This window comes from Massilia niastensis DSM 21313, from assembly GCF_000382345.1.
Taxonomy (GTDB): Bacteria; Pseudomonadota; Gammaproteobacteria; order Burkholderiales; family Burkholderiaceae_D; genus Telluria; species Telluria niastensis.
Window position 1 is genome coordinate 83975 of the sequence record NZ_KB908087.1, and the last position, 16169, is coordinate 100143.

At 72.7% G+C, this 16169-nt stretch carries 12 protein-coding genes; 7 read left to right on the forward strand and 5 right to left on the reverse strand.

All coding sequences use genetic code 11. From position 1 onward, the window contains the following. Positions 1-11: 11 nt before the first annotated feature. The 4 genes from H162_RS0109380 to H162_RS0109395 are packed head-to-tail and all read left to right on the forward strand — an operon-like array spanning position 12 to position 5332. The gene (locus H162_RS0109380; protein ID WP_020653207.1) at positions 12-977 is read left to right on the forward strand and encodes a protein kinase domain-containing protein; all 966 of its coding nucleotides are present in this window, start codon (positions 12-14) and stop codon (positions 975-977) included. Beyond that, positions 974-3313 carry an FtsW/RodA/SpoVE family cell cycle protein gene (locus tag H162_RS0109385; protein ID WP_020653208.1) on the forward strand — a complete coding sequence of 780 codons (2340 nt, stop codon included), beginning with the start codon at positions 974-976 and terminating at the stop codon, positions 3311-3313. Before H162_RS0109380 ends, H162_RS0109385 begins: the two co-directional genes overlap by 4 nt. Further along, positions 3283-4839: a hypothetical protein gene (locus H162_RS0109390; protein WP_020653209.1), complete on the forward strand. Its 1557-nt coding sequence runs from the start codon at positions 3283-3285 to the stop codon at positions 4837-4839. Before H162_RS0109385 ends, H162_RS0109390 begins: the two co-directional genes overlap by 31 nt. Positions 4840-4846: 7 nt before the next feature. Further along, the gene (locus H162_RS0109395; RefSeq protein WP_020653210.1) at positions 4847-5332 is read left to right on the forward strand and encodes an SH3 domain-containing protein; all 486 of its coding nucleotides are present in this window, start codon (positions 4847-4849) and stop codon (positions 5330-5332) included. Here the strand turns inward: H162_RS0109395 and H162_RS0109400 are convergent. Next, positions 5296-5760 carry a GNAT family N-acetyltransferase gene (locus tag H162_RS0109400; RefSeq protein ID WP_020653211.1) on the reverse strand — a complete coding sequence of 155 codons (465 nt, stop codon included), beginning with the start codon at positions 5758-5760 and terminating at the stop codon, positions 5296-5298. The genes H162_RS0109395 and H162_RS0109400 overlap by 37 nt on opposite strands. 71 nt (positions 5761-5831) lie before the next feature. Between H162_RS0109400 and H162_RS0109405 the strand changes: the two genes are divergently transcribed. The 3 genes from H162_RS0109405 to H162_RS30480 all read left to right on the forward strand — a co-directional run bounded on the left by H162_RS0109405 (position 5832) and on the right by H162_RS30480 (position 9793). Continuing rightward, positions 5832-7124: an MFS transporter gene (locus H162_RS0109405; RefSeq protein ID WP_229451995.1), complete on the forward strand. Its 1293-nt coding sequence runs from the start codon at positions 5832-5834 to the stop codon at positions 7122-7124. A gap of 62 nt (positions 7125-7186) precedes the next feature. Further along, positions 7187-8173: a PP2C family protein-serine/threonine phosphatase gene (locus tag H162_RS0109410; protein ID WP_020653213.1), complete on the forward strand. Its 987-nt coding sequence runs from the start codon at positions 7187-7189 to the stop codon at positions 8171-8173. Positions 8174-8269: 96 nt separating this feature from the next. Next, on the forward strand, positions 8270-9793 hold the full coding sequence (locus tag H162_RS30480) for an FHA domain-containing protein (RefSeq protein WP_051109903.1): 1524 nt from the start codon (positions 8270-8272) through the stop codon (positions 9791-9793). Between the two features lie 206 nt (positions 9794-9999). Here H162_RS30480 and H162_RS0109425 read toward each other — a convergent pair whose 3' ends face one another. Genes H162_RS0109425 through H162_RS0109440 form a run of 4 tightly spaced genes read right to left on the reverse strand, consistent with a single transcriptional unit; the run spans position 10000 to position 16093 of the window. Beyond that, positions 10000-10890 (reverse strand): pirin family protein, encoded by an 891-nt coding sequence (locus H162_RS0109425; protein ID WP_020653216.1) that lies wholly within the window; start codon positions 10888-10890, stop codon positions 10000-10002. Between the two features lie 30 nt (positions 10891-10920). Then, complete coding sequence (locus tag H162_RS30485) at positions 10921-11751, reverse strand: alpha/beta hydrolase (protein WP_020653217.1); 831 nt, start codon at positions 11749-11751, stop codon at positions 10921-10923. A 23-nt stretch (positions 11752-11774) separates the two neighbouring features. After that, entirely contained in the window at positions 11775-14018 is a 2244-nt protein-coding gene (locus H162_RS0109435; protein WP_020653218.1) for a bifunctional serine/threonine-protein kinase/formylglycine-generating enzyme family protein, read from the reverse strand. Positions 14019-14026: 8 nt separating this feature from the next. Beyond that, on the reverse strand, positions 14027-16093 hold the full coding sequence (locus H162_RS0109440; RefSeq protein WP_020653219.1) for a coiled-coil domain-containing protein: 2067 nt from the start codon (positions 16091-16093) through the stop codon (positions 14027-14029). Positions 16094-16169: the final 76 nt, after the last annotated feature.

Consider the following 16169-nt stretch of genomic DNA (forward strand, 5'->3'; position numbering starts at 1 on the left):
TGGGGGGCAGCATGGACGAGACAGGCACCGTCATCTCGCTGGCCGGCGGCCAGTACCGGCTGTGCGCGCCGCTGGCCGGTTCGGCCTACGGCGTGGTGTGGCGCGCACAGGCGCTGAACGCCACCGGCTGGGTGGCCGTCAAGCTGGTCAACCTCGAACAGATGCGGCGCGCCCCGCCCGCCCTGCAGGCGCGCTGGCAATCCAGCGCGCACACCGAGATCGCCTTCCTGCGCGGACTGGCGCCCTGGGACGGCCGCCACATCGTGCGCCTGCTCGACAGCGGCGAGCACCAGGGCATGCCGGCGATGGCGCTCGAACTGCTGGATGGCGACCTGGGCGCCCACCTGGCCGCCGAACAGGCCGCGGGCCGCCCGCCGGCGCCCGGCCAGGCCCTGGCCTGGACCGGCCAGGTGAACGGCGCGCTGGCCAGGGTGCACGCCCACGGCTGGCGCCACCTCGACCTCAAGCCCGGCAACCTGCTGCTCGACCGCCAGGCGCGGACCGTCAAGCTCGCCGATTTCGGCACCAATCGCCGCCTCGACGACCTGGGCGCCCATTCCTATGTGGGCACCGCCAACTGGCAGGCGCCGGAACAGTTCTTCCCGGGCGACGGCGGCTATGCGACCGACACCAGGACCGATTACTTCGCGCTCGGGGCGCTGCTCTACTACCTGGTCTGCGGACGCCTGCTGCGCTACAGCGCCGCCTGCGGCCAGGCCTGGCAGGTGCACGGCCGCGACGCCGCCGCGGCCCTGCTCGACGCCCACCAGGGCCGCCCGGCCGTGCTGCAGCCGGACGAGGCGGCCCTGTTCGCCGGCCGCATCGGCCATGCCGCCGCCGCTCCCGCCCTCGGCCTGCTGCGCCGCCTGCTGGCCGAGCGGCCCGCGGACCGTCCGGCCCACGCGCTCGAGATCAGCCGCGCGCTGGCGGCCGCCGGCGCCGTCCTGGCCGCGCCGGACTGGCGGAGCGCCGCATGAAGGCGCGCCTGGCCGGGCTGGCGCTGCCGCTGGCCATCCTGGGCTGCCTGGGCGCGGTCCCGCTGCTGGCGCTGCTGCGTGCGCCCGCGGCCTGGATGCCGGAAGCGATCACGATCCGGCTGCAGCCCGGAGAAGCGCTCACGCTCGGCCGCCAGGAACTGGCCGCCCCGCGCGCCGGCCTGCGCCAGCTGGCGCTGCGCCGCGACGCCGGCGGCCGCTGGCTGCTGCGCAATCTCGAGCCGGCGCAAGCGGTGCTGCTGCGCCGCGGCGAGGCGCGCACGAGTACCGGCGACACCGTGCTGCGCCCCGGACAACGGCTCCAGGCCGGCACCGCGCGCTTCATCGTCGTGGCGAACGGCGACCGACGGCTCGGCCTGCGGGACGGGCCGCATGCCTGGGATTACGACGGCGCCACGGTGCTGCGCGATGGCGCGCCCCAGCCGGCCTGTCCCGGCGCTGCGCTGCCGGTGCGGCTCGGCGCGCTCTGGAACCGCTGGGCGCCGCACGCATGGACGCTGGCGCGCCCGCTCACCCTGGGCGGCAACCTCCACTGCGGCAACCGGATCGCGGCCGCCGCCATCGAGCCGGGCGGCGCCGCGATCGCGCGCGGCGGCGACGGACAACTGGCGCTGACGGTGCGCGGTCCCGATCCGGTGCTGGTCGCGGCCGGCGATACCTGGGAAGACGCGGCCCGGCGCGAGCAGCCGCTGGCCGGCGCGGATGCCTTCGCGCTGGGCCGCACCGCGTTCGCGCTGCGGGCCGACGGCGCGTCGCTGCACCTGGTCCCTTCCGGCCAGGTGCAGCTGTTCGCCGAGCCTTCCGCCGAGCTGGCGCCGGCCGTCACCTGGCGCTGGCGCGAACGCGGGACATGGGCCATGCCCGCGCCGCCGCCCCTGGCCTGGGCCGGCGCGCTCGCCGTGCTGCTGTCCGGCGCCCTGCTGACGCTGCTGCGACCGGGCCGGCGCGGCGCGGCCGGCGGGCCGGGGCGTCCGCTTGCCGCAAGCATGCTGGGCGCCGTGGCGCTGCTGGTGCTCGTCACCCAGCGCAGCATCGGCGCCCCCGGGGCCGGCGTCTCCCTGCTGCTCGCCTGGAGCGCGCTGGCCCTGCTCATCCTGTGGCCGCGCCGGCCGCAACTGCTGGCGCTGAGCGCCGCCGTGCTGCTCGGGGCCGGGCTGCTGGTGCAGCTCGAGATGGGTCTCGGCGCGCGCGACAGCGCCTGGCTGCGGCACTTCCAGAACACGGCGGCGCTGCTGGCCCTCGGCCTGCCCGGGGGCCTGCTGCTGCTGTCCGGCCTCAAGCCTGGCGGCGTGTCGCGGCCGGGCGCCGAACGGGTCCTGCTGGCGCTGGCGGCGCTGGCGCTCGGCGCCCTGCTGCTGCAGGTCGCGCTCGGCAGCGAGACCGGCGTGTTCGACATCCAGCCGGTCGAATTCGCCAAGCTGGCCCTGGCCGCCTTGAGCGCGCACTGCCTGGCGCTGGCGGCCGGCAGCGGCCAGGGCGGCGCGCGCGGCTGGCGCTTCTGGCTGCGCATGGCGGCGCCGGTGCTGCTGTTCCTGTTCCTGCTGGCGGCCGCCCTGGTGCGGGTCGACGATTACTCGCCGCTGCTGCTGCTGCTGGTGTGGGCCGCCGCCATGGCGCTCGCCTGGTGCTGCGCCACCGGCATGCGCGCACCGGCGGCGCTGCTGGCCCTGGCCGCCTGCGGCCTGCTGGCCGGCGGCATGGCCCTGCAGCGCGCCAGCGGCGCCCTGGGCGAGCTGGGCTTCTACCCCGAGCGCTTCCAGGTCTGGCACGATCCGGCAGCGCACCCCCATACCGGCCAGCAGATGCTGCTCGGCGCGCGCGCGGTGGCGCAGGGCGGCTGGCTGGGCGCCGATGGCCTGCTCGGCGCGCGCGCCCTCGGCCTGGCGGCGGGCGATGCGCTCGCCATTCCCGCGGTGCAGGACGACTTCGCTCCCAGCTTCCTGCTGCAGCGCCACGGCCTGGCGGCCGGGCTCGCGCTATGGTGCGCGCAGGTGCTGTTCCTCGCCGCGCTGCTGCGCGCGGCCTGCCACGCCTGGCGCGCCGGCGGCGCGGCGGGCGACTTCCGGCGCGCCTGGCTGGGACGCTTCCAGTGCTTCGCCCTGTGCGGCGGCGCCGCCTTCGTCGGCGGCCACCTGCTGCTCTCGTGGGGCACCAACCTGGCGATGTTCCCGATCATGGGCCAGCCGATGAGCTTCCTGTCGGCCGGCGGCTCGCACCTGCTGTTTTTCATCTGCCCCCTGCTAGCGTTCGGCGTGGCGAGCACCCAATCTTTCGAGGAGAGTCAATCATGCCGGTCTATGTCCAACACGAAGTGCTAGGCAAGGTCAACGATGTGTTCAACGCCGAAGCCCTGTGGCAGACGCCCGGACTTGCCCTGTTCGCGCGCCGTCCGCTGCTGCGCGACCTGCTCGAACGCTGCCCGCGCGAGCAGCGCGGCCGCGCCGCCACCCGCTGCTTCACGCACGTGACCCTGATGCTGCCGCAGGACGCGGTCGACGACGACCGCCACCTGACCCGCGGCGCGCGGGTGCGCGACCTGGCGCAGTCGCTGGCGGCCCTGCACCAGAAGGATTTCGGCGACCTGCTGGGCGGCGACGAAGTGCGCTACCACGTGGTCGGCGCCGACGCCGTCGGGCCGGGCGAAGTGAAGGTCAAGTTCGGGCATGCGGTCTACCTGCCGGCCCCCGGCGAGCAGGTACAGTACACCGTCACCGCCTCGCGCGACAGCGCCATCTGGCAGCCGGTATGCGCGATCTATCCGAACCAGCGCCTGACCCTGGTCGGCCAGGACGAAGCCGGCGCCACCTTCGCCGTGCCCGGCTGGCCCTTCGGCCAGGACGCCGGCCTGCTGCTGGTGAACGACGGCCCCGACGCCGCGCTCGAAGTGCAGGTGCGCCCGAAGGACACGCTCGACTGCCGCTTCGATCCCTCCAACGGCTATTACGTCCTGCGCGGCAAGGGCGCCGACGGTCAGCGCCTGCTGCTGAAGATCGGCCGCGCCAGCGGCGCGCGCCCGGCCGCTCCGGCGCGCGCGCCGACCATCGACACGCCCGGCGTGCCGCCCGCGCGCCCGCCCGCGGTATGGAAGCCGCGCGCCACGCCGGCGCAGGCCGACCTCACCGCGATGCCGCTCGCCGTCCGCCAGGCGCCGGCCGCGATCCAGCCGGAGACCGATGCGACCTGTGCCCCGGTGGCGCGCCACCGGGTCACCCTGGCCGCGCTGGCCCTGCCGCGCCTGAGCCGCTACCGCGACACCGGCGCCCAGGCGCTCGAAGTCGGGCTGAACGCGCAGCTGCTGCCGTCCGCGCCCGGCAAGGACAGCGTGATCCGCTTCGCGGTCGACGACGCCGACGAACTGCATGCGATCACCCCGGCCGGCCGCCAGCGCATCGCGGCGCCGTCCAGCTTCGCGCCGCTGGACAACGCCAGCATCCGGCTGCTGGCCGCCCCGCCCCAGCTGGCCGACCGCTACTGCGCCCTGCTGGTGCTGCCGCAGGGCCCGAGCCAGCAGGCCGCGCCCGGTTCGCGCCTGCACTTCGGGCGCGGCGCACCGGCCCTGGCCGCGCTGCGCGTGCTCGACACGCCGCAATTCCTGCGCCAGTCCGACGGCAGCGCCGCCGGCAGCGCCGACCGCCTGGGCCTGTCGCGCAGCGCGTTCAGCTGGGAAGCCAGCGCCGAGGGCCTGCGGGTGGCGCGCCTGGCGCCGACCCAGGCGCTGTTCCACCTCGACGAGCAGCTGCGCCCGGTCGCCCAGATCGAGGAGGCGACGCCGGAGCGTCCCTACCTGATCCCGCCGGGTCACCACCTGGTGGCGGGCCACTACGTGCTGCGCTTCGATGCCTGAGCGCGCGATGTCCGCCGCCCACCTTGCCGCCTACGGCGCCGGACTGGCGCTGACGCTGTGCGCCTGCGCCTGGCTGACGCCGCGCGCCTGGTGGCGCCGTCCGAACCTGCGCGCCCTCGGCCTGCTCGCCGCGGGCACGGCCGCCCTCGGCGCCGCGCTGGCCGCGCTGTTCGTGGACGCCCCGGCAGCGCCGGCCGCACTGGCCGCCGCCCCGCCACCTTCCGCGCAGCCCGCGATCCCGGTCGCGGGCGCGCGCTACCGCACCCATGACGCCCTCAACCTGCGCGCCGCCGTCGGCGTCAACGCGCCACGGCTCGCGGTGGTGCCGGCCGGCAGCCGCATCGTCGCGACCGGGCGCAGCCAGGGCGACTGGTGGCAGGTGCGCGCCACGGTGGGCAGCAGGGACCTGGAAGGATGGGCCAGCAGCCTGTGGCTGCGCCGCGCCGACGAGCGTGTTCAGTCGTCCAGCGCCGGCAGCCGCATCGGGTTGTAGTACAGGCCCTTGGCGAACTGCGTGGGCCCGACGCGCACGAAGCCGAAGGCCTCGTACACCGGCACCGCGTAGTTCGATGAATTGACGGTGAAGCCGCCGTCGCCGCCGGCGGCGATCGCCGCCTCGCGCGCCACTTCCCACAGCCGGCGCGCGATGCCGCGCCGGTGCCAGCGCTTGCCGACGAACAGGTGGAACAAATGGCTGCGGTCGCGCACCGCGACGAAGCCGGCCAGCTCGCCCTCGACCACCGCCACATGGTAGACATGGCCGCGCGCCAGGAAGCCGCGCACGCCGACCTCGTCGTTCTCGGCGAGGAAGGTGACGGCGCCTTCGCGCGGCGATTCATGCACGATGTACTCGCGCGCCAGTTCGCGCAGCAGTGCGGCCACGCCCGGGATATCGGCGGCGACGAGGGGTCGGATCTCCATAACCTGTACGAATAGTATGCATGGGAAAGCAACAATATATCACCCTTCTGATTTTCCGTAGGGCAATATTCTTGACCGTTACCGCAGAGCATGCCTACACTGGCGGGAACATGTCGAACGCCAGCCCGACCACCCCGCTCGCCGGGTCCGCGCCGCGCCGCAAGGTAGCGCTGACCCGTCCGCTGCGCCATGCGCGCTACCGCAGCATCTGGCTGGCCAACCTGGTATCGAACCTGGGCACCTGGATCCAGACCTTCGCCGCGGCCTGGCTGGTGGCCTCGCTGTCGCAGTCGGCGGCGATCACCTCGCTGGTGCAGACCGCGACCTACGTGCCGGTGTTCCTGTTCGCGCTGTGCGCCGGCGTGGTCGCGGACGCGGTGCACCGGCCCAAGTTCCTGTTCTTCTGCAACCTGTTCATGGCCGTCTGCGCCGGCGCCATGGCCCTGCTGGCATGGACCGGCAAGGTCGCCAGCGGCCCGGTGCTCGCGATCACCTTCTGCCTCGGCATCGGCACCGCCTTCATCTGGCCGGCCTGGCAGGCGGCGATGTCCGGACTGGTCGAGCCCGAGGAAGTCGAGGCCGCCGCCACGCTCAACAATCTCTCCTATAACCTGTCGGCCGTGATCGGCCCCGCGCTGGGCGGCATCCTGTTCGGCTGGATCGGTCCCGGCGCGCTGTTCCTGGCCAATGCCCTGTCCTTCACCGGCCTGCTGGCGATCTACTGGCTGTGGTGGCGCGAACGCAGCCCGCAGGCGGCGCCGCGCGAAGGCTTCCGCGCACGCTTCCGCCACGGCCTGCGCTGCGCCCTCGGCTGTCCGCGCTACCGCCGCATCCTGCGCAACGTGTGCAGCGTCTTCTTCGCCACCATCGCCTTCGCCAGCCTGCTGCCGGTGTTCGTGCGCGACGTGCTGCGCATGGAATCCGGCGTCTACGGCACCCTGATGGGCTGCCTGGGAGGCGGCGCCGTGGTCGCCGCCTTCTTCCTGCCGCACATCCGCGCCCGGGTCGACAAGACCGGCGTGCTGGCCGGGGCGCTGCTGGTGTACGGCGCGATGCTGCTGGCGATGTCGTTCACGCGCGCGCTGGCGGTGCTGGTCCCGCTGATCCTGTGCGGCGGCATGGCCTGGTCGGCCACGGTGTCGACGCTGAATGCCGCCGCCCAGCTGTCCTTCCCGGCCGAGGTGCGGGCCCGCACCCTGTCGATCTACCTGTTCGTGATGTCCGGAGGCTATGTGGCCGGCAGCCTGTTCTGGGGCCGGGTCGCCGATGCCTGGGGCATCCGGGCGGCCCTGGGCGCGGCGGGCGCCTGCGTGCTCGTCAACGCCCTGGTGCTGGCCACCGGCAGGCACGAAAACCCCCTCTAATCCATGCTTCGAACCCGGGCGATCGGTAGTAAAGTGTCAGCATTATCCTGATTACCCTGCCAATGTCGTCCGTACTCTCCGACTTCCATTTCGGGCCCCGTTTCGAGGTGGCCGTCCTCAGCCGCGTCGGAACGGGCGCGCAGACCCGCCTGGAAAACCAGGACAACTTCGTCGTCATCGATGTCGACGGTTGCGCCTGCCACATGCTGGACCAGGTCCCGCACCGGCTCACCCTGCCCGACTGGCCGGCCGGTCACGGGCGGATCGCGGTGCTGGACGGGATGGGCGGGCATGGCCATGGACGCGAAGCGGCGGAAGCGGTGGCGGCCGGGCTGCTGGCGGTGCCGGCCTGCACCGGCGGCGCCGAACTGGCGCGGCACCTGGATGCGCTGCATGCCCGCCTGCAGCGCCAGTTCCCCGAGAGCGACGGCCTGGCCCGCCCCGGCACCACCCTCACCCTGCTGGAACTGCCGCCCGGCACGGCGCCGCTGCTCTACCATGTCGGCGACTCGCGCCTGTACGAGCTCGGCCGGGAACGGGCGCTGCCCCTGACCGTCGACCATGTGCCGGCCACCGTCGCGGCGATGGCCGGCCGCATCGGCGAAGGCGACTGGCGGCGCCAGGTGCATGGCCAGCACGCACCGCAGATCTCCCAGGCCTTCATCCTCGGGAATGCGTTCGCGCACCCGGCCCGCCTGGACGATCCGCTGTACGAGCTGACGCCGGCCAGGCTGCCATCCTGGCTGGGCCACCTGGCGGACCGGCGCGCGCTCACCCTGCATCCGGATTGCGCCTACCTGCTGGCCACCGACGGCTTCTGGTCCTGCGCCCATCCCGATGCCTTCGTGCGCCGCTGGCCCGGCCTGTTCGCGCACTGCGCGGACGCCGCCGCCATGGTCGAGAGCCTGTTCGCCGCGCTCGACCGCGAGCCGCCGCCGGGCCTGCAGCCCGACAACCTCACGGCCCTGGTGCTGCGTCCGGTCGCCCGTCATCCGGACGAAACCGCCCTGCCGCTCGATGCGGCGCAAGTTCCACAAGGAAAAATTTAGTGTTATCAATCAACAAACTCGGCGCGCCACGGATGACGCAAATAGCGTAAGCTAGCAACATTGCTGTATTGACTTTGTTTCCCCTGTCCCGCGCCCATGAACCGTTGCCGCAACCCCGATCACCCGCATTGCACCGTCTGGGTCATGCCCGGCGAGGAAGCATGCGCCCACGGGCATCCGCAGCCGGCCGGGGTTGCCTCGGCCTCGCGCGAGGCCGGCAAGGGTTTGCCCTCGAGCTTCGACGCGATCACGGCCCTGCGCGGCAGGCGCGACACCGTCATCGGCCCGCCCGCCGCGGCGCCGATCCTGCAGCGCCCGCAACTGCACATCAGCGGCTTCGACCCGCGCACGGCCGGCGGACGCCAGGCCATCCGGCTGGAACTGCGCGGCATGCCGATGGACTGCGCCCCCGAGCTGCGCATGCTGGTGCACTCGGCGCTGCGCCTGCACGGCGGCGAAAGCTATGCCTTCCAGCGCACCTCGCGCGGCGACTGGCGGCCCCTGTTCCTGGAATTCTCTTCGCGCGGTCTGGAACACGGCCAGTACCGCATCGACGTCGAGTTGCACAGCCGCCACCCGCATGCGCCGGAATCCGCCCGCACCTGGACCTGCTCGCCGGTGATCCTGGTGCCGCGCCAGGACGCCAGCCTGGGCGAGATCCACCAGACCTTCCTGGCCACGCACAAGAACGTGCGGGTCACGGCCGACGACGCCGGCATCGCGCGCGTCCACCTGCCCGCGGTGAGCGGCCGGCTCGACATCGACGTCAGCGCGCGCAACGCCTCGATCGCCCAGCTCGACCTGTCCGGCCAGTCCGGCCAGACCGGCAAGATCGACCTCGGTTTCTCGACCATCGCCTGGGACGAGGACCTGATCGAGATCGACCTGCCGGCCGCCGCCAGGCCCCATCCCTGCCCCGCCGACCGTGCCTGCCTGGTGCATGCCGAGGCCGACTCGGCGACCCAGCGCCACGTGCGCCTGTTCGCGCTGGACGAATGCGTGCTCGGGCGCTTCGAAGCGGCCGAACCGGAGGCCGACCTGCTGCTGGCCCATCACGGCGAGCAGGGCGAGGACCGCGGCGGCCTCACCCGGCGCCTGTCGGGCCGCCATGCCCTCATCCGGCGCGGCCGCCACGGTTTCGAGATCGAGGATGTGTCGCGCTACGGCCTGCTGCTGGACGGCGTCTGGCCCGGCAAGCACGCGCCGGTGCCGCTACGGCTGGGCATGCGAATCGAATTGACGGCCAGCATCAAGGGCATCGTCAGCCTGGAAGTGACGGCCCTGCTGGCGCACGCGGTGGTGCTGCACCGGATCGACGCCGGCGCCCAGGCCGAGTGCTTCTACCTGATGGCGCCCGACGAGGCCCCGGCCGCAGCGGCGGCTGGCGCCATGCCGCGCGCCGCTGCCCTGCCCATGCTGTTCCATCGCGACGGCGGCTTCTGGCACCTCGATCGCGCGAGCGGCAAGGAAACGCCGCTGGCGCCCGGCAACGCTGCGCAACGCCTGGGCAGCCATGGCCAGCCCTGGCGCTTCACAGCCCAACCGTATCCGGAAACGCGCGTACACCGCCGCAGCCCCGGCGACCGCCGGAGCCACATCCACGCCGACCACGGCGCCTGAGGGATCAGGGGCGCAGGACCAGGAAGATCAGTGCGGCGCCGGCCAGCAAGGCTGCTTGCAGGGCGAAGACGATGGCGGGAGCGCGCAGGTTCTCAGGAATTTTCATGGCTCATCCTCGTGTAAGAGAGTGACAAACAACCCCATTCGAGAACTCCGAGTCTACTCCTGCTTGTCCCCTGTGTGCGCCCGTTAGTCCCGCGGCAGGCTCATTCGCGCCGCCACGATGGCGGCCACGACGGCAGCGGAATGCGCTCGTTGTCGCCCGGCACCGGCACGAAGCGCTGGTCTTCCCAGTCGCGCGCCGCCTGCTCGATGCGCTCGCGGCTGGACGAGACGAAGTTCCAGAAAATGAAACGCCGGCCGTCGAGCGGCGCGCCGCCGATGACGACGAAGCGCGCGCCGTCGGCCGTGCTGACCCGCACCGCCGCGCCCGGTTCGACCATCGCCATGTTGTTGTGCGGGACTTCCTCGCCGTCGACCTCGATGCTCCCGAAGGGCGCATACAGCGCGGTCTCTTGCGGCAGGCTGTCGAGTTCGATGGCGGCGCCGGGGTCGAGCTGGACGTCGAGATACAGGGTCTCGCCGAAGGTCGGCACCGGCGAGGTCTTGCCGAAGGCGCTGCCGACCAGCACCCGCACGGTGGCGCCGTCGAGAGTGAGCTCGGGGATCGCGCTGGCGGGGGTGTGGCTGAACGAGGGCGGCGCTTCCTCGTGTTCGCGCGGCAGCGCGGCCCATAGCTGCAGGCCGTGGGTGCGGCGGGTCTTGTCGAGCAGGTCTTCGGGCGTGCGTTCGGAATGCGTGATGCCGCTGCCGGCCGTCATCCAGTTGATCGCGCCCGGTTCGATGCGCTGTTCGGTGCCGAGGCTGTCGCGGTGCATGATCGCGCCCTCGAACAGGTAGGTCACGGTGGCCAGGCCGATGTGCGGATGCGGGCGCACGTCATGGCGCGCGCCCGCCTGGGCCTCGACCGGCCCCATGTGATCGAAGAACAGGAAGGGCCCGACCGACTGGCGCGCCGCCGCCGGCAGGACGCGCCGCACGGTGAAGCCGCCGCCCAGGTCTTTGTCGTGTGATTTGAACAGGTGTGCAATGGCCATGGTCGTGGTCCTGGGGGAAATGACAAGGCCTTACTGTACACCAGCAGCCCCACTATCGTCATTCCCGCCATTGGCGGACGTGACGCGGCAAGCGAAGCTGGCCTGTCGCTTGGCGCCGGGCCGCAGGAAGCCTTCCACGATGCCGCCAATCCGTTCCTTCAACTCTTCCGGCCCGCCATCGAACATATCGTCATGGCGCGCCTCCTTCAGGTCGACGATGCAGGCCCGGTACCTCCTCCTCTCCTCCTCGTCCGGCAGCACCCCGGGTTCCGCCCCCGTATCCGACGCCCGCAGCGACAGCACCCGCACCCGGTCCGACCGCGGCAGCGCCGCTCTCCGGTTATCCAGTGTGACCACCGCCGCTATTCCCGCCGGGTCGGTCGCCGCCAGCAGCGCCGAACTGTCCCCGCCGCGCGAGTGCCCGACCAGCACCACCTTGTCCCAGTCGTAGCCCGGATGCGTCCCTGCCAGCACGCCATGCACGAACCGGATCGTCGCGGCGCCGGTCCGCGCGAGTCCGGCGCGCTGGCGCACCACGTCGCCGTCCGGATCGAACGTCGGATCCCCCGCCAGGTCCAGCCCGATGCTCGCCACCAGGTAGCCCTGCCGCGCAAGACGCCCGGCCAGGAAGCCGTATTCGAGATGGCCGATCCCCAGGCCGGGACTGAGCAGCGCGACCGGGCAGCGCCGTGCCGGAGTACAGGCGGCGCCGGCCGGGAAATACAGGGCCACCGGCACCGGCCGTGCACGGGCCTGGTCCAGCAGCACCATGCTGGCCGGCGCCGGCGCCGGGCCGGCCGCCACGATGGCCGGGCCCATCGACAGGGCAAGGGCGAACGCCCCGATCGCGGTCACCCGCATGGCATCTCCTTCATGGATGGGAATTACATCAGCTCGCGCACGACGCGCAAGCCCACGATGTCGTTCGACAGGACGGCCGAGAAACCGTTGCGCAGCGCCGAGCGCAGGTAGCGCGGATTGTAGAGCCAGGAACCGCCGCGCAGGATGCGCCGCGCCTGGTCGCCGCCCAGTTCCCAGGCGCTGCCGTCGCCCGGGGCGCCTTCGTAGTTGTCGTGCACCACGTCCTGCACCCATTCCCAGACATTGCCGTGCATGTCGTACAGGCCCCAGGGATTCGGCGGGAAGCTGCCGGCCGGCGTGGTGCCGCCCCGGTATTCGCCGCGCGGGCCGCCGTTGTAGGTGAAGCTGCCGTCGTAGTTGGCCTGTCCGGTGTCGATCGTGTCGCCGCAGCTGAAGGCGGTCTGGGTCCCGGCGCGACAGGCGTATTCCCATTCCGCCTCGCTCGGCAGGCGGTAGCGCTTGCCGGTCGCTGCGCTCAGCCATTGCACGTACTTCAGTGCGTCGAACCAGGTCACGCCCACCACCGGGTGCGCATCGGTCTGCGGGAAGCCGGGCGCGGCCCAGTTGACCTCGCCGGCCGGCTGCCAGCCGGTGGCCTGCACGAAGTCGCGCCATTCGCCCACCGTGACCGGATAGCGTCCCAGCGCGAACGGCCGCTCGATGCCGACCCAATGCTGGGGCGTCTCGCGCGCCAGCCAGTTCTTCTGGGCCCCGGCCGCCATCGCAATGCGGCGCTCGTGCTCCGGTGAGCCCATCTGGAAGCGGCCGGTCGGGACCAGGACCAGGGCCGGCGCGCTGCCGCTGGCGTCCAGGAAGGCGTCGCGCAGCACGCCATTGCTGTCGGCGACCGGACTGGCCGGCGTCGGCAGCATGACCTGCAGCTCGGCCGCGCTGCGCGCCGCCTGTTCCTCGCGCGCGCGCTTCTGTTCGAGCAGGTAGGCCGCGGCGGCCTTGGCCTGCGCCGCCTTGCGCTGCGCTTCCTCCTGCGCCAGCCGCGCCTTGGCCGCCTCTTCGTCGCGCCTGGCCAATAGTTGCTGGCGCAGCGTTTCCTTGCGCGCCAGCCTGGCCTCCTCGGCGGCGGCGCGTTCGCGGCGCTGCTGTTCGCGCAGCTGTTCGCGGCGCTGGTGCTCGACCACGGCCTGAGCGGCGGCCGCCGCCTCGGCCTCGAGCTTGCGCCGCGCCGCCTGTTCGCGCGCCGCCTGTTCCTGCTGCGCACGCTGCGCCGCTTCCTGTGCCGCCCGTTCCTCGGGCGACGGCCCGGCGGCCGCCAGCAGGCTCTCGAGCAGGGCGCGCACGCTGGCCGGGCGCGCGGCGGCATCGCGCGCGAAGCCCGCCTGCAGCACCGCCCACTGGCGCTCGCCCAGCGCCTGCGGGCGCGCCGGCCTGCCAGCCGCCTCGAACGGCAGCGCGCCTTCCAGCATCTGGTAGATCATGACCGAGACCGCGTAGACGTCCAGCGCCGGCTCCGGCTGGCGCTCGCCGTTCGAGGCTTCCGGGGCGCGGTAGCCGGCCGTGCCGGAAGACCCCGGCGCTTCCAGCGGCGAGGCGGCGCCGCTGGCGCGTGCGCGCGCGGCGATGCCGAAGTCGAGCAGCTTGACCTCGCCCTTGCGGGTGACGAACACGTTGCCGGGCTTGATGTCGCGGTGCACCAGGCGGTGCCGCTCCCAGGCATAGTCGAGGGCCGCGGCCACCGGCGCCAGCAGGGTCGTCACGCGCTCCAGGGACAGCCGCCCTTCGCGCGCCAGCACGCTGTCCAGGTCTTCGCCTCCGAGGTATTCCATGATGATGAAATAGCTGGCGGTGGCCGGGTCCTGCGCCCATTCGTAGACGCGCACGATATGCTCGTGGGCCAGCCGGCGCGCGCGCGTCGCTTCCTGGATCAGGAGCTTGGCGTGGCTCGCCGCCTGGGTCATCTGGGGCGACAGGATCTTCAGCGCGACCTGGGCGCTGTGCCCGAGCTCCGCGTGGGTCGCCAGGTCGGTCGCCTGCCATACCTGGCCCATGCCGCCATGCGCGACCAGGCGCTCCAGGCGGTAGCGGCGGTTCTGCGGGCCGACTTCCTGCCCGGCCATCAGGCCGATCTCGGTGCCGGGACGGACAGGTTCGGGCGCCGCCGGTGCGGCCTGCGCCGGTGGCGCGGAACCTTCCTCGGGCGAGTAGGCGGCGTCCAGGATCGCGTTCTTGCGCAGGTCGAATTCGTGCCGGCTCAGCAGGCCATCCTCGTGCAGCGCGCGCAGCTCGCGGATCTTGTCGATGGCGTTTTGCATCGTCAGCGTCAGCCCGGCAGCGCCGCTCCGCAGGAGGCGCAGTAGCGGTCGTCCTGGCGCGCCTGGTGGCCGTGGATGCACTGGCGCGCCGCCGCGATCCCGGCGCCGAGTTGGGCCTGGGACGACAGCGCCGCCTTGTTCACGTCGTTCTGCAGCGCCAGCAGGTCGAGCTGGTGGCGCCGGTCCTTGTCGACCTCGAGCTCGCGGCGCGCCTGTTCCTCGCGCACCAGGGCCAGCGCGGCGCGCGCGGCCTCGTCGGGCGCCACCTTCCCCGCACCCACCACCTCGGCCAGCGCGGACAGCTGCCCCGCGTCCATGCCGGCGTGTACGCGCGTCTTCATGAACTCGCCCAGCACGGCGGCGTTCGGGGTGGGCGCCAGGGCCAGCTTGGCGGTGTCGTCCATCGCGCCCAGTGCTTCGAAGCGCGCCATCTCGAGACGCGCCAGCTCCAGCGCGTGGGCGCGCTCGGCCGCGCGTGCGGCTTCGCCCAGCGCGGCGCGGCGTTCCTCGCCGGCCAGTCCGACGTCCTGCAGGCTGCGCGCGTGCATGGCGTCGGCTTCGATGGTGCGCAGCAGCTTCTCGTGCCGGGCCAGGGACTCGGCCTGGCCGGCGCTGCGGCGCGCGCCGTCGATGCGCTGGCGCGCCTGTTCGTCTTCCCATTCCTGCAGGCGTTCGGCTTCGCGCAGGCGCGCCGCGTTCGCCAGCTGGAGCGCCTGGTGGCGCGCCAGGTGTTCGGCTTCGTCGATGTCGCGCAGCTGGCGCGCCGCCCGTTCCTCGCTCTCGCGCAGGCGCAGCAGTTCGGCGCGCTGGCGCGCGGCGTCCTCGATCTGGCTGGCCTGCTCGATCTTGTTGCGGATCTGCTGCAGCAGCAGCTGTTGCGAGAAGCGCTGCTGCGCCAGCTGGCGCGCCTGCTGCGATTCCTGCTGCGCGGCCGCCAGCTCGGCGCGCATGCGCACCTGCGCCAGCGCGCGCAGGTGCTGCCATTCGAGCGCTGCGTCGGCGCGCTGAGCCCCTTTTTGCGCGATGTCGTGTTCGAGTTCGGCCAGCACTTCACCGGCGCCGCGTTCCAGGGCCTGCTTGCGCGACTGCGCCTCGAGGATGCGTCCATAAAGTTCGATCTGGCGCGCACGCACGCCATGGGCGCGGTCGGCGCCCTGCAGCGACAGTTCGGCGCGCGCGATCGCCTCGTCCTGGCGCAGTTCGGCGCGGCGCTGGCGCAGGCGCAGGTCTTCCTCGGCGCGGCGCATGCGCTGCCATTCCTCGGCGCTGTACAGCTCGTCGAGGTGGCGCGCATGTTCGAGCTGGACCTGCCTGTCGTCCGCCGCCAGCCACAGGCTGCCGACCCGGGCGCGGTTGGCGTCGTATTTGTCGTGCCGCAGCTCCAGTGTGTCGACCTGGGTCACGGCCAGGCCGTACCGGGCCAGCAGCAGCTTCAGGCCGCCCTGCAGGCGTTCGTCGAGCTGTTCGCGCAGCGCGCGGTTGCCGGCCATCTCGCGGATCGAGCGCGCGCCCACGAATTCCGCCGCCAGCTGGCGCACCGGATGGGCCAGCAGCTCGCGCAGCCCGGCGCTGCCGATGGTCCCGGGAGCGGTCATGAAGTGGCGCGCGAACGCCGCTACATTCTCGATCTTGACGCTGACCGTGAAGCGCGCGCTCACCGCCAGGTGCTCGCAGGTCTGGAGATCGTCGAAATCGAAGGCGACCGGCAGCGCATTGGTGCGGGTGACGAGGATCTCGGCATGCTGGTCGCGCAGCAGGTGGTTGAGGCGCGTGAAGAAGCCTTCGATCTCGTACTCGCCCTGCGGGACCTCGGTCGCCTTGTCGCCCTGCAGGATGTAGGCGCGCGCGGTGGCGGGCACGCGCAGGGTCTTGACGAACACGCCGGACAGCTCGCGCACGCCGAAGAACACCGCCAGTTCGTCGGGACCGGCGATCCAGCGGTTCTCGCGCAGCAGCGGCGCATTGCGCGGCGCGCCCAGGACCAGGCCGCAGCCGGCGCAGTAGCTGGCGTCGCCGCCGTTCTTGCGCTCGCAGCGCGGGCAGCCTGCGCCCTTCATTCCGAACATCTGGAACATATCGACTCCGTTTATCTTTCTACAACACCCACGCACCCGGCGATTCTATCAGGGCGTGGCGCACGCCGCCTTGCGG